The sequence below is a fragment of the Stenotrophomonas sp. Ps181 genome (genome assembly GCF_025697425.1).
Classification (GTDB): Bacteria; Pseudomonadota; Gammaproteobacteria; order Xanthomonadales; family Xanthomonadaceae; genus Stenotrophomonas; species Stenotrophomonas sepilia.
Genome location: NZ_JAHWBI010000004.1, coordinates 37,920 through 60,540, shown reverse-complemented (window position 1 = coordinate 60,540; position 22,621 = coordinate 37,920). Strand labels below are relative to the sequence as shown.

17 protein-coding genes are annotated in these 22,621 nt (G+C 67.9%); 10 read left to right on the top strand and 7 right to left on the bottom strand.

All coding sequences use genetic code 11. From position 1 onward, the window contains the following. The first annotated feature begins 97 nt into the window (after window positions 1–97). On the top strand, window positions 98–871 hold the full coding sequence (locus KXV01_RS10265) for a C40 family peptidase (protein WP_111096833.1): 774 nt from the start codon (window positions 98–100) through the stop codon (window positions 869–871). A gap of 227 nt (window positions 872–1,098) precedes the next feature. Here KXV01_RS10265 and KXV01_RS10260 read toward each other — a convergent pair whose 3' ends face one another. Further along, window positions 1,099–2,433, bottom strand: coding sequence for a dicarboxylate/amino acid:cation symporter (locus KXV01_RS10260; protein WP_111096832.1), 1,335 nt, complete (start codon window positions 2,431–2,433; stop codon window positions 1,099–1,101). 154 nt (window positions 2,434–2,587) lie between these two features. On the opposite strand from KXV01_RS10260, the gene KXV01_RS10255 reads away from it, so the two are divergent. From KXV01_RS10255 to KXV01_RS10235, 5 genes are all read left to right on the top strand, one after another. After that, entirely contained in the window at window positions 2,588–4,294 is a 1,707-nt protein-coding gene (locus tag KXV01_RS10255) for an alkaline phosphatase (protein WP_263467754.1), read from the top strand. Continuing rightward, complete coding sequence (locus KXV01_RS10250) at window positions 4,291–4,836, top strand: WG repeat-containing protein (protein ID WP_100478533.1); 546 nt, start codon at window positions 4,291–4,293, stop codon at window positions 4,834–4,836. The genes KXV01_RS10255 and KXV01_RS10250 overlap by 4 nt, the downstream gene beginning before the upstream one ends. A 532-nt stretch (window positions 4,837–5,368) precedes the next feature. Next, window positions 5,369–6,655, top strand: coding sequence for a tRNA lysidine(34) synthetase TilS (gene tilS, locus KXV01_RS10245; protein ID WP_181452456.1), 1,287 nt, complete (start codon window positions 5,369–5,371; stop codon window positions 6,653–6,655). 36 nt (window positions 6,656–6,691) lie between these two features. Then, window positions 6,692–6,952, top strand: a complete 261-nt coding sequence (locus KXV01_RS10240; RefSeq protein WP_005410522.1) for an exodeoxyribonuclease VII small subunit — start codon at window positions 6,692–6,694, stop codon at window positions 6,950–6,952. Beyond that, complete coding sequence (locus tag KXV01_RS10235) at window positions 6,942–7,820, top strand: farnesyl diphosphate synthase (protein WP_049412476.1); 879 nt, start codon at window positions 6,942–6,944, stop codon at window positions 7,818–7,820. Before KXV01_RS10240 ends, KXV01_RS10235 begins: the two co-directional genes overlap by 11 nt. A 76-nt stretch (window positions 7,821–7,896) precedes the next feature. Here the strand turns inward: KXV01_RS10235 and KXV01_RS10230 are convergent, their stop codons facing one another. Both KXV01_RS10230 and pmbA read right to left on the bottom strand, forming a co-directional pair. Further along, window positions 7,897–8,268: a DUF4870 domain-containing protein gene (locus KXV01_RS10230; RefSeq protein ID WP_005418071.1), complete on the bottom strand. Its 372-nt coding sequence runs from the start codon at window positions 8,266–8,268 to the stop codon at window positions 7,897–7,899. A gap of 87 nt (window positions 8,269–8,355) precedes the next feature. Then, window positions 8,356–9,723, bottom strand: a complete 1,368-nt coding sequence (pmbA, locus tag KXV01_RS10225; protein ID WP_049412473.1) for a metalloprotease PmbA — start codon at window positions 9,721–9,723, stop codon at window positions 8,356–8,358. 68 nt (window positions 9,724–9,791) lie between these two features. On the opposite strand from pmbA, the gene yjgA reads away from it, so the two are divergent. Further along, window positions 9,792–10,379 (top strand): ribosome biogenesis factor YjgA, encoded by a 588-nt coding sequence (gene yjgA, locus KXV01_RS10220; protein ID WP_049412470.1) that lies wholly within the window; start codon window positions 9,792–9,794, stop codon window positions 10,377–10,379. 41 nt (window positions 10,380–10,420) lie between these two features. Here yjgA and tldD read toward each other — a convergent pair whose 3' ends face one another. Genes tldD through KXV01_RS10200 form a run of 4 tightly spaced genes read right to left on the bottom strand, consistent with a single transcriptional unit; the run spans window position 10,421 to window position 17,901 of the window. Beyond that, entirely contained in the window at window positions 10,421–11,866 is a 1,446-nt protein-coding gene (gene tldD / locus KXV01_RS10215) for a metalloprotease TldD (protein ID WP_099485977.1), read from the bottom strand. A 58-nt stretch (window positions 11,867–11,924) separates the two neighbouring features. Continuing rightward, a complete protein-coding gene (locus KXV01_RS10210) occupies window positions 11,925–15,782 on the bottom strand; it encodes a YhdP family protein (RefSeq protein WP_111096830.1) in 3,858 nt (1,285 codons plus the stop codon). A gap of 30 nt (window positions 15,783–15,812) precedes the next feature. Further along, entirely contained in the window at window positions 15,813–17,300 is a 1,488-nt protein-coding gene (gene rng, locus KXV01_RS10205) for a ribonuclease G (protein WP_049412462.1), read from the bottom strand. Next, window positions 17,293–17,901 carry a Maf family nucleotide pyrophosphatase gene (locus tag KXV01_RS10200; protein WP_049438094.1) on the bottom strand — a complete coding sequence of 203 codons (609 nt, stop codon included), beginning with the start codon at window positions 17,899–17,901 and terminating at the stop codon, window positions 17,293–17,295. Before KXV01_RS10200 ends, rng begins: the two co-directional genes overlap by 8 nt. 130 nt (window positions 17,902–18,031) lie before the next feature. On the opposite strand from KXV01_RS10200, the gene KXV01_RS10195 reads away from it, so the two are divergent. The 3 genes from KXV01_RS10195 (at window position 18,032) to KXV01_RS10185 (ending at window position 22,621) form a co-directional block, all read left to right on the top strand. After that, window positions 18,032–18,769 carry an SIMPL domain-containing protein gene (locus tag KXV01_RS10195; RefSeq protein WP_049412455.1) on the top strand — a complete coding sequence of 246 codons (738 nt, stop codon included), beginning with the start codon at window positions 18,032–18,034 and terminating at the stop codon, window positions 18,767–18,769. A gap of 216 nt (window positions 18,770–18,985) precedes the next feature. Next, window positions 18,986–19,636, top strand: coding sequence for an energy transducer TonB (locus tag KXV01_RS10190; protein ID WP_005418094.1), 651 nt, complete (start codon window positions 18,986–18,988; stop codon window positions 19,634–19,636). Between the two features lie 195 nt (window positions 19,637–19,831). After that, window positions 19,832–22,621: a TonB-dependent receptor gene (locus KXV01_RS10185; RefSeq protein WP_049412449.1), complete on the top strand. Its 2,790-nt coding sequence runs from the start codon at window positions 19,832–19,834 to the stop codon at window positions 22,619–22,621.

Genomic DNA, 22,621 nt, shown 5'->3' with positions numbered 1-22,621 from the left:
AATCACTGCTGGCATAACGTTTTACTAACGGAATTTTTAACTTATCGACGCTTTTACAGGGCATGATGCCCCATCGTTTTTTTCCTGTGACCGACGCGTGACGACTGACGACCTGAAAAGCGAAGGCCAGATTTCCGTATCTTCACGCAGTGCCCGCCCGTTGTTGCTTGGCCTGGCGCTGTGCCTGACCAGCCTTCCGGCCTGGTCGCAGACTGCTCCGAACCGTTCCGATGTGCCCCCGGCCCCGATGGCCGAGAACACCGCCCGACCGGCCGCCAAGGCCGAGGCTGCCGCTCCGCAGCGCAGCCGAGTCGATGCCGCCGCCAGTGCCACGCTGGCCGCCCTGCTGCCGCACCTGGCCGCCAACGACACCATTCCGCTGATGGACCGCTCGGCCGTGGTGGCCGGCGACCTCAGCCGCCTGCTCGCCAACTACGACACCAGCAGCGCCACCAATGGCAGCGTTGTCGGTACCGCCGCCGACAACGGCAAGGTGCAGTCGCTGCTGCGGCGCGCGATGACCCTGCTGGGCACCCCGTATCGTTGGGGTGGCAGCAACCCGGACAGCGGTTTCGACTGCAGCGGCCTGGTCGGTTATGTGTTCCGTTCGGCCCTGGGCATCGAGCTGCCGCGCGTCTCGCGCGAGATGGCCCACGATGACAATGCCGAACTGATCAACGACCGTACCGCACTGGCCGCCGGTGACCTGGTGTTCTTCGGTCGCAAGGGCCGTGTTGACCACGTCGGCATCTATGTCGGCGACGGCCGCTTCCTGCACGCACCGAGCTCAGGCAAGGACGTGCGCGTGGACACCCTGCTCAGTGGCTACTGGGGCAACAAGTTCATGCAGGCCCGCCGGGTCGACCTCTGATCCGACCAGTTGGCGCTACCGCGCCGCCTGACACGAAAAAGCCGCTGCCCTGCAGCGGCTTTTTTTGTTGGGCCCGTTATGGGTGGGTAGCTGCCGACCTTGGTCGGCACTCTCCATCCACGCATGGCGTGGATCTACCAGGTGCCCGCCTCGGTCGGTACCGCGCAAGCCACCTCTCCCAAGCAAAAGGCCCGCCGGTCAGGCGGGCCTTTCATCTCCAAGCAACCTCAGCCGCGTGGCGGAGTCGGGTCAGGATCGTCCACGCCCACATTGCTGGACGGATTGTCATACATCGCCTGGTCGAGCAGCCCGGTTTCCTTGGCCACGAGCACCGGCACCAGCATCTGGCCCGTCACATTCGTCATCGTGCGCATCATGTCCAGGATGCGGTCGATGGCATACAGGTAACCGATGGTCTCCAGCGGCAGGTTCGCCGCGCTCAGCACCACCGTGGCCATGATCACCGCAGTACCCGGCACGCCGGCGGTACCGAAGCTGCCCAGCACCGAAGCGATCAGCACCACCACGTACTGCTCCGGGGTCAGCGGCACACCGCTGTACTGCGCGATGAACACCGCGCACAGCGCCGGATAGATCGCGCCGCAGCCGTCCATCTTGATGCTGGCGCCCAGCGGCACCGCGAACGAACCGTAGTCCTTGTTCACGCCCAGGTTGTGGGTGATCGAACGCAGCGCCACCGGCATCGCAGCGAAGCTGGACGAGCTGACGAACGCAACCTGCATGCCCGGTGCCGCGCCCCGGAAGAACTTCAGCGGGTTCAGGCCGTGCGCCAGCAGCAGCGCGCTGTAGACCACCACGATGTGCAGCGCACAGGCCACGTACAACGCCAGCACGAAATGGCCCAGCGGCAGCAGCTTCTCGAACCCATAGCTGCCGACCAGGCCTGCGATCAGGCCGAAGGTGCCGATCGGTGTGACTTCCAGCACGAAGCGGGTCACCTGGATCATGATGTCGCTCATCTGGCCGACCAGCTTGCGCGCCTCGGTCACCTTCTCGCCCAGCTTGACGATGGCAAAGCCCACCAGGCCGGCGAAGAAGATCACCGGCAGGATCGAGCCGCGACCCGCGGCCAGCACGGTCTCACCGGCCGCGTTGACCTTGGTGCCGATGCCGGACAGCGCATAGAAGACATTGGCCGGCACCACGTCCAGCAGCACCTGCACCACGCTGGGCACTTCACGCGGCACGTAGTTGCTGGCCATCGTCAGCTGCAGGCCACCCGCGCCGGGCTGCAGCACGGTGCCCACGCCCAGCCCGACGCACACCGCCAATGCAGCGGTGATCACGAACCACAGGAAGGTACGGCCACTGAGCGCGGCCACCGACTTCTGCCCGTGCAGCGACGAGATCGCGTTGATGACCGCGAAGAACACCAGTGGCACGGCGATCATCTTGATCAGGGTGACGTACAGCTCGCCGAGCGGGCCGAACCACGTTTCCGCGGCGGGGCCGAGCGCCCAGCCGGCCAGCGCACCGAGCACGAAGCCACCGACCACGCGCTGCCAGAATGGAATCCGCAGCCAGGCAGAGACCAGCTTCATAGGCAATCCAGAGGGGAAGGAAGGGATGCTGGCACGATAGCCCAAGGCAGCCCGCAGAACGACCGCCCGGCCGGCAAATCAGTGTGTCATCGGCGTGCCTTGCGAGGGCGGGCATAATGAATGTCCCGTTACAGTTTGTGAGATCCCTGCGTCCATGCGCCGTTCTGTCTCCCTGTTGGCCGCCTGCGCCACCACCCTGCTGCTCGGCGCCTGCGCCAGCACCTCCCCTGCCTCCACCCCGGCCGGCCTGAAGGTCGCCGTCGACCCGGTCGCCCACCCGGCCGGCGAAACCCCGCAGTGGTGGTACCGCAGCGGCGCCGCCCAGGCTGCGGCCAACGGTGCGATGTCCGGCAAGGCCAAGAACGTCATCCTGTTCCTCGGTGACGGCATGAGCCTGACCACCGTGGCCGCCTCGCGCATCTACGAGGGCCAGCGCAAGGGCGGCTCCGGCGAAGAGAACCTGCTGTCGTGGGAACGCTTCCCGGCCACGGCGTTCAGCAAGACCTACAACACCGATTCGCAGACCCCGGATTCGGCCGGCACCATGACCGCCATCACGACCGGCGTGAAGACCCACATGGGTGCGATCGGTGTCAGCGCCGGCAGCCGTACCGACTGCGCCGACAGCCTGTCCAAGGGCCTGCTGACCTGGCTGCAGCTGGCCGACAGCGCCGGCCTGGCTACCGGTGTGGTGTCCACCGCGCGCCTGACCCATGCCACCCCTGCTGCCACCTATGCGCACTCGCCCGAGCGCAACTGGGAAAACGACACCGACCTGACCGAGGCGGCCAAGGCCGCGGGCTGCAAGGACATCGCCCAGCAGCTGCTGTCCACCTCGCGCTACGGCCGGGGCCCGCTGGTCGCCCTGGGTGGCGGTCGCGGTGAATTCACCACCGTCGAAGAGCGCGATCCGGAATACGACGACAAGGTCGGCCAGCGCCTGGATGGTCGCAGCCTGGTGCAGGAATGGCAGCAGGCGCACCCGCAGGGCACCTACGTGTGGAACAGCAGGCAGCTGGCCGCCGCCGCCAATGCACCGGCCATCCTCGGCCTGTTCGAGCCGGACCACATGCGCTACGAATACGAGCGCCCGCAGGATCCGGGCGGCGAGCCGAGCCTGGCTGAACTGACGGCGGCAGCGATCAGGAATCTGTCGAAGCACCCGGAAGGCTACGTGCTGATGATCGAAGGGGCGCGCATCGACCACGCCAATCACAGCGGCAACGCCTACCGTGCACTGACCGAGACCGTGGCGCTGTCCGACGCGGTGCGCGTGGCCAACGAGCTGACCTCGGCCGACGACACCCTGATCATCGTTACCGCCGACCACTCGCACACGCTGAACTTCGTCGGCTACCCGGCGCGCGGCAACCCGATCCTGGGCAAGGTGAAGGACAAGGGCGGCGAAGATGGCGCCGGCAAGCTGGACTACGCACTGGATGGCACCGGCCAGCCGTACACCACGCTGAGCTACGCCAATGGCCCGGGCCATACCGGCAGCAGCAACCAGCAGCCGGCCGGCCCGAAGCGCTACCCGCACAACCCGAGCAGCTTCGAACCGGCCAACGGCCGCCCGAACCTGCGCGAGGTCGACACCGAGCATCCGGACTACATGCAGGAGGCGCTGGTGCCGATGAAGTCCGAGTCGCACGGCGGCGAGGACGTCGGCATCTGGGCACGTGGCCCGGGCAGCAAGGCGATCCGCGGCACGCTGGAACAGAATGCGATCTACCACATGATCGTGCAGGCCACTCCGGCCCTGCGCGAGCGCCTGTGCCAGGCCGGTACCTGCGATGACAAGGGCGTGCCGGTGCAGCTGCCGGCACCGACGGCGTTCGAACGCAAGGCCGAGGCCAAGTGATCGTGCGGCAGGCCCGCCCTGCCCCTGCCAGCGGCCGCTTCGCGCGGTCGCTGGCCCTGCTCGGCGTGCTGGCCAGTGCCAGCGCGCTGGCACAGGCACCGGCATGCAAGCTGCTGACCGACGAACACGGATTGTGGCCGCTGCCCAACTGCGAGGTGGTCGATCACCGGCCGAAGATCCAGCCGGGCACGCTGAAAGAACTGAACTTTGATGACCACGGCCTCGCCGTGGTGTATGCCGACCAGGGCTTCCATTACGTCGACCGCACGGGCCGGAGCCTGCCGGTGCTGACCTGGGACAATGGCCCGGAAACGCCGCAGGAAGGCCTGCTGCGCGGCCGCGTCGGCAATCGCGTGGGCTACTTCGATCTGGAATTCCGCCAGGTGGTACCGGGCACCTTCGATTTCGCCTGGCCGTTCCAGGATGGCGTGGCCGAGGTCTGCAACGGCTGCCGCCGCGGCACGCCGGACGCCGATGGCCACACGCCGATGGAAGGCGGAGAGTGGTTCCGCATCGACCGCGCGGGCCGCCGGGTGAAGTAGGTTTTTCGGCAGGGCTGCGCCCTGCACCCTGCTACACGCCAGAGCAACAGCCAAAGCAACAGCAACAGCGTGCATTCCGTGGGATGGCGGGGCACTGTGGGTTTGCGGGGACGCCGTAAACCCGTCCCTGAGGGCTTGGTCGCCGCATCCATGCGGCTCACACCCCGCAAACCCACAGTGCCCCGCCTTCGACAGTTTGCCGGCGGCTGTTGGTAGGTGTCGACCTTGGTCGACACATCTGTCAGATATCGAAATAGATCGGGGTCAGATCCGTTTTCCGCAGGAAAACGGATCTGACCCCAAGAGCAGTTCCGACAGTTCGCAGGAAACTGTCGAAGGCGGGGCGGGTCCGGTTGCGGGAGTGTCCGCGGCATGGATGCCGCGGCCAAGCCCCCATGGATGGGTTTACGGCGTCTCCCGCAACCGGACCCACCCCGCCTACCCTCAGCAAACCAGCTTCTGCTGTTGCTGTTGCTCTGGATCGTAGCGGGTGCAGGGCGCAGCCCTGCCGAGCAACCCTATACTTGCCGCCGTGACTGCCTTCCCTGCCCTCGTTCCGCTGGATGCGCCGCTGCTGGTGGGCTACAGCGGTGGTGTCGACTCGACCGTGCTGCTGCACTGGCTGTGGCGCTGCGCACAGGCCTCCGGCACGGCGCTGCGTGCGGTGCACGTACACCATGGCCTGCAGGCCGATGCGGACGGCTGGGTGCTGCATTGCCAGCAGCAATGCGCGGCACTGGGCATTGCACTGGCCGTGCATCACGTGCAGATCGACAACCGCGCGGGCCTCGGCCTTGAAGGCGCGGCGCGGCAGGCGCGACGCGCCGCCTTCGCGGCCGAACTGCGCGACGGCGAAACGCTGGCACTGGCGCAGCACCAGGACGATCAGGCCGAGACCTTCCTGCTGCGTGCCCTGCGCGGTTCCGGTATTGACGGCCTGGCGGCGATGTCCGCACACAGCCGCATTGGCGGGCATCCGTTGTGGCGCCCCCTGCTGCCGGCAACGCGCAACGCGCTGCTCGACTACGCGCGCCAGCACGCGCTGCGCTGGATCGAAGACCCCAGCAATGGCCACGACCACGCCGATCGCAACTTCCTGCGCCTGCAGGTGCTGCCGTTGCTGCGCCAGCGCTGGCCGCATGCGGCTGCGGCATTGGCGGGCAGCGCAATGCACTGCGGGCAGACCCGTGCTCTGCTGGACGAGGAAGACGCCGAGCTGATCGCCCACCTGGAAGTGGCACCACGCGTGCTTTCGCTGCAGCTGCTGCGCCAGGTGTCACCGGGGCGTGCCGCGCGCGTGCTGCGCGCCTGGGTGATCGGCCACGGTGCCGCCCCACTGCCGGCCACGGTACTGCAGCAGGGCCTGCACGAACTGCTGCCGGCCGGCAACGATCGCCAGGCGCGGGTGCGCTGGCACGAGCATGCCATCCAGCAATGGCGCGATCACGCCTATCTGCTGCCCGCGCAGCTGCCATCGCTGCCCTGCGGGTGGCAGGCCGAATGGGATGGGCGTGCCCCCCTGCCGCTGCCCGATGGTGGCCAACTGCGCCTGCAGGGCGCCGTGGCCTTCGAACGCCCGCTTCAGGTCCGTGCACGCGTGGGCGGCGAGCGCATCGTGCTGCCCGGCCGCCCGCATTCGCATGCGCTGAAGGACTGCCTGCAACGCGAGCACCTGGCCCCCTGGCGGCGGGCCCAGCTGCCGCTGATCTTCGATGGGCCTCAGCTGCTTGCCGCCGCCGACGTGGTCATCGCGGCCCCTCTGCAAGGCTGGTTGCAGGCCCAGGATGCACAACTGCAGTGGCGTCCCGGCGGCTGGTGAATTGACCCCCGCGCGCAGCCCGTCCACACTTGCTGCATGGCCAAGAAGTCCCCCGAAAACGCCTCCCCGGTCGCCCAGTTCGAGCAGTCGCTCGAATCGCTGGAACAGCTGGTGGAGCAGATGGAAACCGGCGAGCTGAGCCTGGAAGCCTCGCTCAGTGCTTACGAACGCGGCGTCGGTCTGTACCGCCAGTGCCAGCAGGCGCTGGAACAGGCCGAACTGCGCGTGCGCCTGCTCAGCGATCCGGCGCAGCCGGAAGCATCCGAGCCTTTCGATCCGCCCAGCCATGACGGCTGAGGTTCTGTTCGCGCGCTGGCGCGACCGTATCGAAAGCCAGCTCGACGCCGCCCTGCCCTCGCCCGCCGAAGCACCGCAGCGCCTGCACCAGGCCATGCGCTATTCGGTGCTGGGCGGTGGCAAACGCATGCGACCGCTGCTGGTGTACGCCAGTGGCCACCTGTTCGGCGCGCAGCCGGAACACCTGGACGCAGCGGCGATGTCTGTCGAGCTCATCCACGCCTATTCGCTGGTGCACGACGACCTGCCGGCCATGGACGATGACGCGCTGCGACGCGGCAAGCCGACCACCCACATCGCCTTCGACGAAGCCACCGCGATCCTGGCCGGTGACGCCCTGCAGACCCGCGCCTTCGGCCTGCTGGCCGATGCGCCGCTGCCGGCCACGCTGCGCGTGGCCTGCCTGCAGACGCTGGCCCACGCGTCCGGCGCCTCCGGCATGTGTGGTGGCCAGGCGCTGGACATCGATGCCACCGGCCAGCAACAGACGCTCGCGGCACTGACCCGCATGCACGCGCTGAAAACCGGCGCGCTGATCCGCGCAGCGGTGCGCATGGGGGCGCTGTGCGGCCAGGCCCACGAACCACAGCTGGCCCAGCTGGACAGCTTCGCCGACGCGCTCGGCCTGGCCTTCCAGGTCCGCGATGACATCCTCGATGTCGAAGCCAGTTCCGAACAGCTGGGCAAGACCGCCGGCAAGGACCAGGCGCAGGACAAGAGCACCTTCCCCGCGCTGCTCGGCATGGACGGTGCGAAGGCGCAGCTGCGCGAACTGGCCGCACGCATGCAGGCCACGCTGGCCGGCCATGGCGAAGAAGCCGATGCGCTGCGCGCGCTGGCAACGCTGGCGGTGGAACGCGATCACTGATCGCTGACGGTGACGCTGCCGCCAAACAGGAACGCCCGGCAATGCCGGGCGTTCCTGTTTGCGCGTGCAGCCGGTATTACTTGACCAGGCGCAGCGCGAACGGGTAGCGGTAGGCTTCGCCGTTGTTGGCCTTCACAGCGGCGATGATGCAGAACACCAGGTTCAGGATGCCGACGATCGGCGCCAGGATGCCGCCGATGATCACGATGGTCAGCACGATGCAGATCAGCATCGCGATGGTGATGGTGATCTGGAAGTTCAGCGCCTCCTTGGCCTGGTCTGTCACGAAGGACTTGCTGGCGTCATCCTTGTTGATCAGCCAGATGATCAGCGGGCCTATGAACCAGGTGAAGATGCCCAGCAGGTGCGCGGCCAGCGCCATGGTGCGCTGGTCGGCCGGGGCATTGGTGGTTGCCGGCGGCGGCGGGACGTTATCGAATTCACTCACGACAAAACTCCTTTTCATTGGGTGGTCTTGACCCACCAGCACCAAGCTGGTTGCGTCAGGCGGGCATAGCTTACGCCATCGACGCCATCAATCATTACCGGCAATGGTCATCCGCCCCAGCAGGATCGAGCCGGTCCGGATGTGCGAGCGCGGGTCGACGTCGCTGCCGACCGCCTCGATGCTGCTGAACATCTCGCGCAGGTTGCCGGCGATGGTCACACCGTCCACCGGGTACTGGATCTCGCCATTCTCGACACGGAAGCCGCCCGCGCCCCGCGAGTAGTCGCCGGTCACCCCGTTCACACCCTGCCCCATCAGCTCGGTCACCAGCAGGCCGTCACCCATCTGCCGGGCGATCTCTTCGAGCGAACCGGCATTGGCCGCCAGCTGCAGGTTGTGCACGCCGCCGGCATTGGCGGTGGTCTGCAGGCCCAGCTTGCGCGCCGAATAGCTGCCCAGCACGTAACGCTGCAGCACGCCGTCACGGACCAGCGCCGAGGCACGGGTGGCCACGCCGTCGCCGTCGAAGGCGGCCGAGCGCAGGCCGCGGCGCAGGTGCGGCAGTTCGTCAATCTGCATCCACTCCGGGAACAGGCGCTGGCCGACGCTGTCCAGCAGGAAACTGGCCTGGCGGTACAACGCGCCGCCGGACACCGCCGACAGCAGGTGGCCGACCAGGCTGCGCGCCACTTCCGGGGCGAACAGCACCGGCATGCTGCCAGTGGCCAACGAACGCGGCTGCAGGCGGGCTACGGTGCGCTCGGCGGCGCGACGGCCGACCAGGCCCACGTCTTCCAGGTCCCCCTGCGCCAGCGCGCTGGTATACCAGCCATCGCGTTGCATGCCGTCGCCCTGCCCGGCGATCAGCGCGCAACCAATCGAATGGTGGGTGCCGCGCTCTCGGCCGAAAAAGCCATGCGAATTGGCGTACACCGACAGGCTCTGCATGCTCGACACCGATGCGCCGTCGGAATTGCGGATCTGCGCATCGGCCTCGCGGCCGGCCGCCTCGCAGGCCAGGGCCAGGTCCACCGCCTCATCGGCCTGCAGCGCCCACGGATGCCAACCGTCCAGCTCCGGGAAGTCGGTGGCCATCAGTGCGGCCTCGGCCAGGCCGGCGGCCGGGTCATCCTCGGTATGCCGGGCAATCGCGCAGGCCTGCTCGACCGTAGCGGCCAGGCTGGCCTCGTTCAGGTCGCCAGTGCTGGCACTGCCCTTGCGCTGCCCGAAATAGACGGTCACGGCGATGCCGCGGTCGCGGGTGGACTGCACGGTCTCCACTTCGCCAAGGCGGACATTGACCTCCAGGCCACGATCCTCGCTGCAGCTGACCTCGGCCTGGCTGGCGCCCAGCGCGCGGGCACGGTCGAGCAGCTGCTGGGAAAGGTCGGCCAGCCGTTCCAGCCGGGCCGGGCTGTCGTCGCCGACGGCCACTTCAGGGGCGATCACGTTCAATGCTTTATCCTGTACGGGTTGGGCCCGGCATCACGCCGGGCGACTTTTTTTGAGATCAGGTAGGGACGATGCGCGGACGCGACGAAGAAACCGGTGAATTCCACGACAAGAGCCGCAGCCAGAACCGGCGCGACGCGCTCGACGTCCTGGCCCTGGGCGAGAAGCTGGTGTCGTTGACTCCGGCCCAGCTGGCGCGCCTGCCGATCCCGGAAGACCTGCTGCCGCATATCGCCGAGTGCAAGCGCATCACCGCCCACATCGCCCACAAGCGCCAGCTGGCGTTCCTGGCCAAGCACATGCGCCGCGAGGACGAGGCAACGCTGGACGCGATCCGCGATGCGCTGGACGCCAACAGCGAAACCGGCCGCCGCGAAGTGGCGATGATGCACCGCGTGGAAGACTGGCGCGACCGCCTGCTGGCCGACGGTGACAAGGCGCTGGCCGCCCTGCTCGACGACTACCCGCAGGCCGACCGCCAGCAGCTGCGCACCCTGGTACGCAACGCGCAGGCCGAAAAGGCGAAGAACAAGCCGCCGCGCGCCTACCGCGAGATCTTCCAGGTGCTGCGCGCGCTGATGCTGCCGGCGGCGCTGGGCCTGAAGGCCGGCGCCGAAGACGCCGACCACATCGGGACCGGCGAAGCCGACGAGGACTGAGTCCGCGCCGGCCCGGGCGGTTGCTGTGGCCCTCGCCACGCTCAGGCCTGGGTACCGCCGACGGTGATGCCCTCGATCAACAGCGAGGGCTGGCCGACACCCACGGGCACGCTCTGCCCGTCCTTGCCGCAGATGCCCACGCCCTCGTCCAGGGCCAGGTCGTTGCCGACCATGCGCACCTTCTGCATGGTTTCCGGGCCGTTGCCGATCAGGGTCGCGCCCTTCACCGGCGTGGTGATGCGGCCATCCTCGATCAGGTAGGCCTCAGTGGCCGAGAACACGTACTTGCCGCTGGTGATGTCGACCTGGCCACCGCCGAAGTTGACCGCGTACAGGCCCTTCTTCACCGAACGGATCATCTCCTGCGGGTCGTGCTCGCCGGCGCGCATGTAGGTGTTGGTCATGCGCGGCATGGTCAGGTGCGCGAACGATTCACGGCGCCCGTTGCCGGTCGGGGCCATGCCCATCAGCCGCGCATTGAGGCTGTCCTGCATGTAGCCGACCAGGATGCCGTCCTCGATCAGCGGGGTGCACTGGCTCGGGTGGCCTTCGTCGTCGATGTTCAACGAACCGCGGCGACCGTCGAGGGTGCCGTCGTCGACGATGGTCACGCCGGGCGCGGCGACGCGCTCACCGATGCGGCCGGCGTAGACGCTGGTGCCCTTGCGGTTGAAGTCGCCTTCCAGACCGTGGCCGACCGCTTCGTGCAGCAGCACGCCCGGCCAACCCGGGCCGAGCACCACCGGCATCATGCCGGCCGGCGCCGGCACCGCTTCCAGGTTCACCAGCGCCTGGCGCAGCGCTTCCTGGGCGAGGGCTTCGGGGCGGCCGCTGGCAAACAGGTCTTCGTAGCCATAACGGCCACCGCCACCGGCATAGCCGGACTCGCGACGGCCGTTGTGCTCGACGATCACCTGCACATTCAGGCGCACCAGCGGACGCACATCGGCCGCCAGCACACCGTCGCTGCGGGCGATCAGCACCGTATCGACGCCGCCGGACAGGCTCACCATCACCTGCTTCACGCGCGGGTCGGCGGCACGCAGGTAACCATCCAGGCGCTTGAGCACCTCGACCTTGGCTTCGTTGCCGATACCATCGATCGGGTCCAGCGCCGGGTACAGTGCGCGCGCATTGCCGCGAAGCAGCGATCGCCCGGACTGCGCACCGCCCTCACGCGAGATCGCGCGCGCCGACTGCGCCGCCGCCAGCAGCGCGTCGGCATGGATGTCATCGGAGTACGCGAAACCGGTCTTCTCGCCGGAAATCGCACGTACACCCACGCCCTGCTCGATGGAATGGGCACCGTCCTTGACGATGCCGTCTTCCACGCTCCAGCTCTCGCGGCGGGCGTGCTGGAAATAAAGGTCGCCGAAGTCGACACCGGGGCCGAGCAACTGGCCGAAGGTGCGCTCCAGGCCAGCGGTATCCAGGCCGCCGGGGCGCAGCAGGCGGTCTTGGGCAAGCGTCAGGGCGATATCAGTCATGGTCTCGATCTGGGGGTGCGGGGGCGCTCAGGCAAGCCCCGTGAACAGGGAACCGCGCTCAGCGCGAGCGCGGCAGGTCGGTGACGGTCGGCGGAATGGCCGGTGCAGGCGCCGGCACGGGCGGTGATGGGGTCTTGTCGCGGCTGCGCTCGATCACTTCCACCTTCGGTTCCTTCCATGGACCGGTCACCTTGTAGGTTCGGGCGCCAATCTCGCCCAGCGGCTTGGACAATACCGCATTGGTGGCCGCGCCCAGCGCGGCCCCCACCGGGCCGCCGGCCACCGCGCCGACCACGGTCAGCAGGTTGCCCGCGCGCGGGTTGACGTCGATGGTCTGGTCGAACCGCTGGTTGCGCAGGTCGGCCTGGCCACGGATGGTGATGTTGGCCGCCGGGCCTTCGATCAGCACCTTGTCGGTGCGCGCCATGCCCTGGCCGAACTGCATGCTGCCGTCGATCTGGTTGAACGCGAAGCCCTTGGAGAAGAAGTCGCGGAAGTCGAACATCAGGCGCCGCGGCAGTTGCGCGACGCTGAGCAGGCCCAGCACGCGGCCGGCGCCAGGCTCCAGCTCCAGCAGCTGGCCATTGCGCGCATGCAGGTCGAGGCTGCCCTGCAGGTTGCCCAGCTGGAAATCCGACGGGCCTCCGCTCCACGAGGCCTGCAACTGCGCCTGGCCGGAACCGCCGCGCAACTGGCCGCCGTAATCAAGATTCTGCATCAACCCACCCAGATCCTCGCTGCGCACCTGTGCGGTCAACTCGGTACGGGCACCACCGGTCCGGCCCAGCCAGCGACCGCTGATGTCGATCTCCTGGTCCGGCGCGCGGAAACGCAGCTCATCCACGTTCAGGCCGTTGGCCAGCGGCCGCGTGCGCAGCACCGCCTGGCCCAGCACTACCTTGCCGAACTTCAGGTCGGCAATGTCCAGCGCGAACGGCGGCAGCTTGGCCGGGTCCATGTCGTTGGCACCGGCCTGTACCCGCGCCGGTGCAGCCGGCGCACCCGGTACCGCCGGCAGTGACTGCCAGTGCACGCGGTCAAGCTGGCCACTGATCGTGCCACCGTCTGCATTGGGGACGGTCAGGCGCCCGGCCAGCGACGGGCCGTCCAACCGCACATCCAGTGCCTGTGGACCCGGGTGCAGCTGCAGCCGGGTCTGCTCGAACACGCCGCCGATCAGCTTCAACTGGCCGACCTGGACGTCCACCGCTCGCAGCGGCATCGCATCGTCGTCACCGCCGCCCCGCGCCAGGCCGATCCACTCCAGCGCATCCAGCGTCGCGCTGCGGCCATTGACCGTCAGCCCGCTCGGCGGCGGCTCACGATCAACATGATCACTGCCCAGCGTGACCTGCACGCCGGTCTGGTTGTTGTGGCTGCGTGCGGCCAGCGCCAGGCGCTGGCCAAAGGCCACATCGATGCGGCCGGCGCCCATCGGCAACTGCGCGGCCACCGTGGTCGCCAGCGGTTCGGCGGCCGGTTTGTCCAGCGGTGCCGGCAGGTCCAGCCGCGTGCCGACCAGTTCCGAACTCAACCGCAGTTCACTCGGCGGCGCGGGCGCGCCCGGGGCCACCTTGGGCAGGTTGACCGCGATGGTCCACGCTGAAGTGCCGGTGATGTAGGGCTTGAGCCAGGCCATTTCCGGTGCGCGGTCGATCAGTACGCCTGCATCAAGATGCGCCGTCAGCTGCGATTCGAAGGCCCGCGTGCTGTCGTGCACGTAGCCACCAGCGCGCAGGCTCAGGCGGCCATCCTGGCCGAGGTGGCGCACCGCCAGTTCCTCGGCGCCGAAGCCGCCATTGCTGTAGCGCGCCTGCCCTCGCATGTTGTCGAAGGCCAGCTGGAAGCGCTTGTCGACCAGCTTCACGCCGGTCAGGTCGACCGTCCCCTGCAGATGACCACCACCTTCATCGTGGTGCAGCGGCTGCAGCAGATCGAAAGTCACATGTGCCGGACCACTGGCGACCAGGTTGTCCAGGGTATCGCCATAGTCCTTGTGCAACGGGCTCTGGCGCAGCATCGCCAGCAGCTTGCCGGCTTCGCTCGGCGCGTCGGCGCGCACGTACAGCGGCTGATGGCCGAAGTCCGGAATGCCGGCTTCGAACTTCTGCACCGCCACGCCCGCCAGATCGCCACGTCCACGCATCTCGAAGCCGGGGCCGATGAAGGCGATATCGGCATCAACCTGGCGCATCAGCGGCCAATCGTGCTGGAAGCGGATGTCGCCATTGCTGATGTGGCCGGTGGCCTCGAAGCGGCCATCGTTGTTGTCGAACGGCCAGTCGTCCAGGTCACCGGTAACCAGGCCGACACCGCCACGCACCTGGCCGCCGGCCAGTGCCATGTCCAGCCAGTCGGTGGCGCCCTTGCTCATCTTGGAGTGGATCCAGAAGCGCTTGGCCGCCGTCATCGGCACGTCGTCCAGCTTGGCGGCCAGCTGCAGCCACGGCCGCGTACCGTCGCCCTGGAACCAGACGCCGCCGCGCACGTCGGCCGCGTAGTCGGTGCCTTCCACGCGCATCGCCGGCGTTCCGATCCGCCAACCGCCGCCCTCGTCGCGCCACCCCACGATCTGTCCGGCCAGATGCAGGTCATGCCGCACGCCAAAGCCGGTCGGCCAATCGAACTGCAGCTGCCGTTGCGGCTGCAGCTGCAGGCTGAAGCCATCGGCATCGCCTTCGAAACGCCCCCCGAGGCCGCGCAGGCCCGGAGAATTGCCGACGCTGGCAAAGCCCAGCGACTGCAGTTCGCCCTGTGCCCGCAACGGGCCATCACGTTCGCCGGCCAACTGCAATCGGCGCACCTCCAGCTGCGGCCTGGACAGGAACAGCCAGCGCCGCAGACCCGGTTCAAGGAGATTGCTCAGGGCCAGCCCGCGCAGCGCGGTACCGGCCTGCACCGCACCGGCGTTCACCCGCAGCTGCTTGCCGATCTGCAGCTGCAGGCCATCGAGCTGCTGTTCGCCATCTTCGGTCTTCAGGCGCAGGCGCGGCACCTGCAACGCCCAGCCATCGGCCTGACGCTGCCAGCGCAGGCGGGCCTGCAGCCGCCGCAGCTGCAGCTGCGGCGCTGCCACGCCGGGCATCGGTGCACCGTCGACGCGCACGTCCCGCAGGTCCGAATCGGTGGTCAGCGCCACCGGCGCGAAATCACGCAGGGTCAGCCACAGGTTCAGCTCGCCCTTGCCCTCGCGCAGGCGCACGCCGCCGGCCGCCAGCAAGGGCGCCCAGGCGTGGAAATCGACCGGGTCGGCGCCGAGCCAGGCCTGGCCGTTGCCGCGCGCACGGTCAACGTCCAGTACCGCGGTCAGCGGCAGCGCTTCGGGCTGCGCCCAGGCGCGTACCCCCACGCGCAGGCGATCACCATTGACCCGCATGCGCAGGTCGATGCGCGGCAGCGTGCTGTCGATGCCCAGCGCCGGCGCGTGCACGCCCAGGCGGCCGCCGATCACCTGCAGCTCGCCGAGCCGGCGCAACGCATCCAGCGGATCCCCCCCGTTGTCGGATTGCGGCAACCCCCGCACCGACCAGCGTCCGTGTTCATCCTGCTGCAGGTCCAGGGCCAGGCCACGCAGGCGCAGTTCGGTCAGCGAGCGCCCGGGCAGCAGCCCGCTGTACATCGACACCAGGACTTCGGCCTCGCCGATCGGCAGGCCCTGCCCGGCGCCGATGCGCAGGCCCTTCAGCTGCAGCAGCGGGCCACGCCGGGTCCAGGCGGTCTGCAGCTGGTCGAAACGCACCGGCTGGCCGGCCCGCTCGCTCAGCCAGGCGGCAATCTTTTCCGGATGGCGCTCGGCCAGCGGCAGCAGCTGGCTGAGCGTGCCCACCAGCAGTGCAAGCCCGACCAGGCCCACCGCACAGGCGGCAATGAAATGACGGCGGATCCTTCGCAGTCGCAGGCGCGGCGGCGCGCTCATCGGCCACCGCCGGCCTGCGGCCGGCGACGATCAGAGCAGAACGACATCGAATTGCTCCTGCAGGTACTGCTCGTCCGCCTGGAAGCGGATGCTCTTGCCGAGGAATTCCTCCAGTTCGGCCACCGCCGCGGACTCCTCGTCGGTAATGCGCGCGACCACCTTGGTCGACGCGATCACCAGCAGGCGCGCGGCATCGAACTGTCGCACCGCGCGGGTGATCTCGCGGAAGATCTCGTAGGTCACCGTCTCGGTGGTCTTGATGCTGCCGCGGCCACTGCACTGCGGGCAGGTTTCCGACAGCTGGCGCTCCAGGCTTTCCACCGTGCGCTTGCGGGTCATCTCCACCAGGCCCAGCGGCGAGAAATCATAGACCGTGGTCTTGGCGTGGTCGCGCGCCAGCGCCTTCTCCAGCGTGCGCAGCACCTGGCGGCGATGCTCGGCATCATCCATATCGATGAAGTCGATGATGATGATCCCGCCCAGGTTGCGCAGCCGCAGCTGACGCGCCACTGCCTGCGCCGCTTCCAGGTTGGTGCGGAACACCGTCTCTTCCAGGTTGCGCTGGCCGAGGAACGAACCGGTATTGACGTCGATGGTGGTCATCGCCTCGGTCTGGTCGATCACCAGGTAGCCACCGGACTTGAGCGGCACCTGCTTGTCCAGCGCGCGGCCGATCTCGTCTTCCACGCCGAACATGTCGAAGATCGGGCGATCGCCGGAGTACAGCTCCAGCTTCTCGGCCAGTACCGGCATGTACTTGGCGACGAAGGCCTGCAGCTGGCCGAAGGTCTCCTTCGAGTCGACCTTCACCTTGTCCACGTCCTTGCGGATCAGGTCGCGCACCGAACGCAGCGGCAGGCTCAGGTCTTCATAGATGATGCTGCACGACGGCGCCTCGCGGCCGCGGCGCTCGACCACGTTCCACACGCGCGACAGGTAGGCGATGTCCTCGGCGATGGCCTCGGCCGGCTGCCCTTCGGCGTTGGTGCGCACGATGTAGCCGTAGCCACCGTGCTGCGCCGACAGTTCGGTCACCAGCGCCTTCAGGCGGGCGCGCTCGGTTTCGTCTTCGATGCGCGCCGACACGCCCACCACCTTGGACTGCGGCAGCAGCACCATGTAGCGCGAGGGAATGCTGATCTGCGTGGTCAGGCGGGCGCCCTTGGTGCCGATCGGGTCCTTCACCACCTGCACCACGATGTCCTGGCCGTCGCGCAGCAGCTCGACGATCGGCACGCTGGCCGGCGGCGGCAGGGTGGTGTTCTCGGTGTCGGCGCTGGCCACCGGCGCCGGCCGCACCACGTCGTTGGCGTGCAGGAACGCCGCGCGCTCCAGGCCGACTTCGACGAAGGCGGCCTGCATGCCGGGCATGACCCGCTGCACCTTGCCCTTGTAGATGTTGCCGACCACGCCACGGCGCCAACCGCGCTCGATGTGCAGTTCCTGCAGCATGCCGTTTTCGATCACCGCGACCCGGGTCTCGCGCGGGGTCACATTGACCAGGATTTCCTCAGACATCGGCAGCCTCCCTGGCGGCATCGGCAGTGGGGACCGGCACGCCACAGCGGGCCAGCAGACGATCGGTATGCAGCAGCGGCAGCCCCATCACGCCGGAGTAGCTGCCGGAAAGGTGTTCGATCCAGCGTTCGGCCCCACCCTGGATGGCGTAGGCGCCGGCCTTGTCCAGCGGCTCGCCGGTGGCGACATAGGCGGCGATGTCGGCGGCATCGATCGGGGCGAAGGTCACCTCGGAAATGACCAGCTCACTGTCCAGGCCGCCGGCGCCGACCACCACCACCGCGGTCATCACCTGGTGGGTGCGCCCGGCCAGTCGCGCCAGCATCGCCCGCGCGTCGGCGGCATCGACCGGCTTGCCGAAGACCTCGCCGTCCAGCACGACCTCGGTATCCGAACCGAGCACCCGCGCCTGCGGGTCATCGGCCAGCACCTGGGCCAGCCCGGCGCGCGCCTTGTCGGCAGCGACCCGGCACACATACTGTTCGGCGCTTTCAGTGGCCGCGCGCTGCTCGACGACCTCCAGGTCAAGGGCCTGGAAGGGGCGTCCGAGTCGGGCCAGCAGCTGGTTGCGTCGGGGGGAGCGGGAAGCAAGATAGAGCATCGGCACAGCATAACCTGAGGCCACCGCCTGAATCGTCGGCAACCCGTTACGGAACCGCTGCAACCCCGATCAGGCTCACAGCGCGTTCATCGCTACGACACCACCCTCACCGCCACAACAAGGAGATCCCATGCGCCTGACCGCCACCCCGCTGCTGCTCGCCCTGTCCCTCGCCCTTGGAACCTCGATGACCGCCCATGCCGCTCCGCCGTCGCCGCCGATCGCCGCCCCGGCCGAAGGCACCCTGCTGAACATCTCGGCCAACGCCGAGGCCACCCGTGTACCGGACGTCGCCACCCTGTCCGCCGGCGTGGTCACCCAGGCCGCCGACGGCAACAGCGCCATGCGCCAGAACGCCCAGCAGATGGACAAGGTGCTGGCCGCGATCAAGGCCGCCGGCATTGCCGAGCGCGACGTGCAGACCAGCGGCGTCAGCCTCAATCCGCAGTACCGCTATGCCGACAATGAGGCACCGAAGATCACCGGCTACCAGGCCAGCAACACGGTCAGCCTGAAGGTCCGCGACATCGCCAAGCTCGGCAAGGTGCTGGACGCGCTGGCCGCGCAGGGCGCCAACCAGATCAACGGGCCCAGCTTCGAGATCGACCAGCCCGAGCCGGTCTATGACGAAGCCCGCCTGGCCGCCCTGAAGAAAGCCCAGGCGCGCGCCCAGACCTACGCCAGGTCGCTGGGCCTGCAGGTGCGCCGCATCGTCAGCATCTCCGAGAACAGCAACGGCGGTTTCCGCCCGATGCCGATGATGCGCACCATGGCCGCCGGCGCGGCGATGGACAAGGCCACCCCGGTCGCACCGGGTGAATCGACCGTCTCGGTCAACCTGGACGTGGTGTTCGAACTGGGCCGCTGATCGCGTACGGCACGGCCGACACAGGCGGGTCCCGCAGGGGGCCCGCCTTTTTCGTGTATTCCGGCGGCGTTGGCTGAAGGCCAGCCCAACGCGCATGCCCCTGCCTCTAGGCAGTGGCCGCCATGCCGCGCTACTGATGAACTGCCAGCCGCGTGCGGCAACCCCGCCACGGACCCTGGTGCGTTGAGGACTTCGTCACTGGCATGGAGGTGGATCATGGTTCGTACCTATCCCGTTGCATCCCCGCACTTCGACCCCGCCCGCGTAGCCGCCTGGAGTGCAGCGATCGCCCTGCACCTGCTGGCCTTCCTGTTGCTGCTCATCCCTGCGACCTACCAGGCCGTGCAGGCCCCGCGTGAAAAGACTCCGGTGAGGCTGATCGAGAAGATCCCGCCACCGCCGACGCCGCCGGCTCCGGTCCCGCCCAAAGAGATCGTCCAGGTGGTGCCGAAGCCGCGGACGCAGCCGGTGGTACCGCCACTGCCCGCACCCACCGCGACCGTGGAAGAGACCCAGGGCATCGCATTGCCGGCCGCCGAACCGGCTCCGCCGCAGCTGGCGCCCAGCATCGACACCTCCACCCCGCTGGCCGGCGCCCAGCTGCAGTACCGCAGCGCCCCGCCACCGACCTATCCGATCCAGTCCCTGCGCAACCACGAACAGGGCACGGTGCTGTTGCGGGTGGAAGTGGACACCCGTGGCCAGCCGGTCGCGGTCAGCGTCGAGCGCAGCAGCGGCTCGCGCAACCTGGACCAGGCCGCCCGCCAGCAGGTCCTCAAGCATTGGCGCTTCGAGCCCGCCCAGCGTGACGGCGTGGCGGTTCCGGCCATCGGCATGGTGCCGGTGCAGTTCTCGCTGCCGGACTGAGCGTCCCACCGGCCCGGCCTCGCGCCGGGCCGGCCCCTGCCACTGCCCGGCAAATGCGGACATGCCAGGGCCAAGCGTTACTGATTAAGCAAAAATTCACGACGTCGTCACCTGCTGGAAACCTAGATTGGCGCGTCCCGGTATCGATCCGGCGACAGCCCTCAACGCTACGGTTTTCCAGTTAGGAGAGAAGCTGTGAAACACCCGATCCAACGGCCCGCCAGCCGCCGCCGCACCACCCTGGCATCGTCCATCACCCATATCCTTGCTGGCAGCACCCTGCTGCTGGTCGGCGCCGTGGCTTCTTCCTCAGCCTTTGCACAGGAGCAGGCCACCAACCTCGACCGCATCACGGTCACCGGCTCGAACATTCCGCGCACCAACACCGAGACACCGTCGCCGGTGCAGGTGGTGACCCGCCAGGAAATCGACCGCACCGGCAAGACCACGGTCGCCGAGTACCTGCAGACCCTGACCGCCGACGGCGCAGGCTCTATTCCCAAGACCTTCGGCAACGGCTTCGCCGGTGGCGGCGCCGGCATCTCGCTGCGTGGCCTGGGCGCCGGCTCGACGCTGGTGCTGTTGAACGGCCGCCGCATGGCCACCTACGGCCTGGCCGATGACGGCCAGAAGGTCTTCACCGACCTCAGCACCATCCCGCTCGATGCCGTCGAGCGCGTGGAAGTGCTCAAGGACGGCGCCTCGGCGATCTATGGCTCCGACGCCATCGCCGGCGTGGTCAACATCATCCTGCGCAGCGACTTCCAAGGCGCCATCCTGCGCGGTTCCTACGGCATTTCCGGTGACGGCGATGGCGATGCGAAGAAGGCGACCCTCACTGCCGGCACCGGCGACCTGTCCAGCGATGGCTGGAATGCGTTCTTCAGCCTGGACGTCGGCAAGACCGACGCGATCAAGATCAGCGACCGCAAGAACCGCAAGTGGATCGGCACCGGCGATATCCGGCGCTGGGGTTACGACGCTGCAGACGCGCAGTTCCTGGGCGGCGCCTACCTGTCGGGCGGTACCGCCGGCGGCGTGGGTCCCAATGGTTCGGTGTTCGATGCCACCGGCCATCTGGTTGCCCTGCCGGGCTGCGCCGGGCTGACCTCGATTCCCGGGCAGAGTGACGCGACCGCACAGGCCCAGGGTTGCCTGTGGGATCCGGCGCAGCAGTACCGCGATCTGAGCCCGGAAGAGAAGTACGTGAACGTGTTCGGCCGCGCCAGCTTCGCGTTTGGTGAAGGCGGCGAGGTCTATACCGAGATCGGTTACTCGAAGAAGGAAACGGTCTTCAGCAATACGCCATCCGGCGTATCCGGCGGCTGGGGCTACCCTGGCGGCCCGGTCAACGCCAACAGCGGTGCCGGTGCGACCCAGCTGTATGCAGGGCATCCGGACAACCCGCTGCCCACCGCGGCCCGCCTGCGTTACAGCGCGTGGGACGTGGGCCCGCGCGTGACCGACAATACCAATGAGTTCAACCGCTTCCTGGTGGGTGTCAAGGGCAACTGGGGCGACTGGAGCTACGACACCGCCTACCTGCATTCCGGCACCGACCTGGTCAACAAGCGCACGGGTTTCCTGCGCTATGACGCAGTACGCTGCGTGCTGGGCAATCCGGCCTGCCCCTATGGCACCTGGCGCATTGGCGACAATGCCTCGCAGACGCCGCAGTCGGTCTACGATGCCATCAGCCCGACCATCAGCGCGCGTGCCAAGTCGAGCCTGGACATGTTCGACTTCACCATCTCGCGCAGCCTGATGGATCTCAAGGGGGGGCCGCTGGGCCTGGCCTTCGGTACGGAGTGGCGCAAGACGAGCAACAGCCTGACGCCGCAGACCTTCACCGATATCGGCCAGATCATCGGCCTGGGCTACTCGGCCTATGACGGCACGCAGAATGTGTATGCCGGCTACGCCGAACTGTCCGCACCGGTGCTGGAGCAGTTGGAGCTGAGCGCTGCGGTCCGCTACGACAAGTACGAAAGCGGCGAAGGCAAGGCCACGCCGAAGCTGGGCGTGAAGTGGACCCCGGCCGACTGGATCGCACTGCGCGCCAGCTACGCTGAAGGCTTCCGCGCGCCGAACCCGGCCGAGAACGGTGACGGTGGCCTGGCCGCTTTCTCCAACGCCCGCGATCCGGTGCGTTGCGCCATCGATCCGGCCAACGAATGCACCGCGCGCTCGGTGGCGATCATCACGCGGCCGAACAAGGACCTGAAGCCGGAAGAGTCCAAGAGCTATTCGGTGGGCATCGTGCTGCAGCCAACCTCGACCACCTCGCTGACTGTGGATGCGTGGGAAATCAAGCGCACCAACGAAATCGCACAGGGCAGCACGGCCGACGCCATCGCCGCGGGCAACGTTCTCCGCGATGCCAACAACATTGGCGGAGTCGCCAACAGCGGCACCATCCTGGCCGTCAATACCGCCTACGTGAATGCCAACTCCTCGCGCGTCCGCGGCATCGACACCGACATCCGCCAGACCTTCGACATCGGCCCGGGCCAGCTGGAAATGGACCTGCAGTGGAGCCATGTGCTCAAGTTCGAGCGCACCGAGGGTGATACCACCGTCGACTATGTGGGCACCCACGGCAACTGCGACGTGACCAACTGCATCGGCACGCCGAAGGACCGCATCAACTTCGGCACCACCTGGAAGCAGGGCCCGTGGAGCATCAGCGGCGTGGCCAACTACATCAGCAAGCTGGAGAACAAGGACCGCCGTGGCGGTGACTACCTGGCCTTCTATGAAGACGGCGAGCCGGTAGAGAAGATCTCCTCGTTCACCACCTTCGATCTGTCCGGCCGCTGGAACATCACCGAAGCCTTCGAGCTGAACGCTTCGGTGCAGAACGTGTTCGACCGCATCGCGCCGCTCGACCCGAGCACTTACGGTGCAGTCAATTACAACCCGCTGCACTTCAGTGGTGCGATTGGCCGGTACTTCACTGTCGGCGCCAAGTACACGTTCAAATAA

Excerpts from the sequence above, each read along its gene's own strand:
- KXV01_RS10260 (WP_111096832.1), bottom strand. The coding sequence starts at position 2,433 with ATGAAGCTGGTCTCTGCCTGGCTGCGGATTCCATTCTGGCAGCGCGTG.
- KXV01_RS10240 (WP_005410522.1), top strand. The coding sequence starts at position 6,692 with ATGGCCAAGAAGTCCCCCGAAAACGCCTCCCCGGTCGCCCAGTTCGAG.
- KXV01_RS10190 (WP_005418094.1), top strand. The coding sequence starts at position 18,986 with ATGGTTCGTACCTATCCCGTTGCATCCCCGCACTTCGACCCCGCCCGC.
- tldD (WP_099485977.1), bottom strand. The coding sequence starts at position 11,866 with ATGACTGATATCGCCCTGACGCTTGCCCAAGACCGCCTGCTGCGCCCC.
- rng (WP_049412462.1), bottom strand. The coding sequence starts at position 17,300 with ATGTCTGAGGAAATCCTGGTCAATGTGACCCCGCGCGAGACCCGGGTC.
- KXV01_RS10195 (WP_049412455.1), top strand. The coding sequence starts at position 18,032 with ATGCGCCTGACCGCCACCCCGCTGCTGCTCGCCCTGTCCCTCGCCCTT.
- yjgA (WP_049412470.1), top strand. The coding sequence starts at position 9,792 with ATGCGCGGACGCGACGAAGAAACCGGTGAATTCCACGACAAGAGCCGC.
- KXV01_RS10255 (WP_263467754.1), top strand. The coding sequence starts at position 2,588 with ATGCGCCGTTCTGTCTCCCTGTTGGCCGCCTGCGCCACCACCCTGCTG.
- KXV01_RS10235 (WP_049412476.1), top strand. The coding sequence starts at position 6,942 with ATGACGGCTGAGGTTCTGTTCGCGCGCTGGCGCGACCGTATCGAAAGC.
- KXV01_RS10210 (WP_111096830.1), bottom strand. The coding sequence starts at position 15,782 with ATGAGCGCGCCGCCGCGCCTGCGACTGCGAAGGATCCGCCGTCATTTC.
- KXV01_RS10200 (WP_049438094.1), bottom strand. The coding sequence starts at position 17,901 with ATGCTCTATCTTGCTTCCCGCTCCCCCCGACGCAACCAGCTGCTGGCC.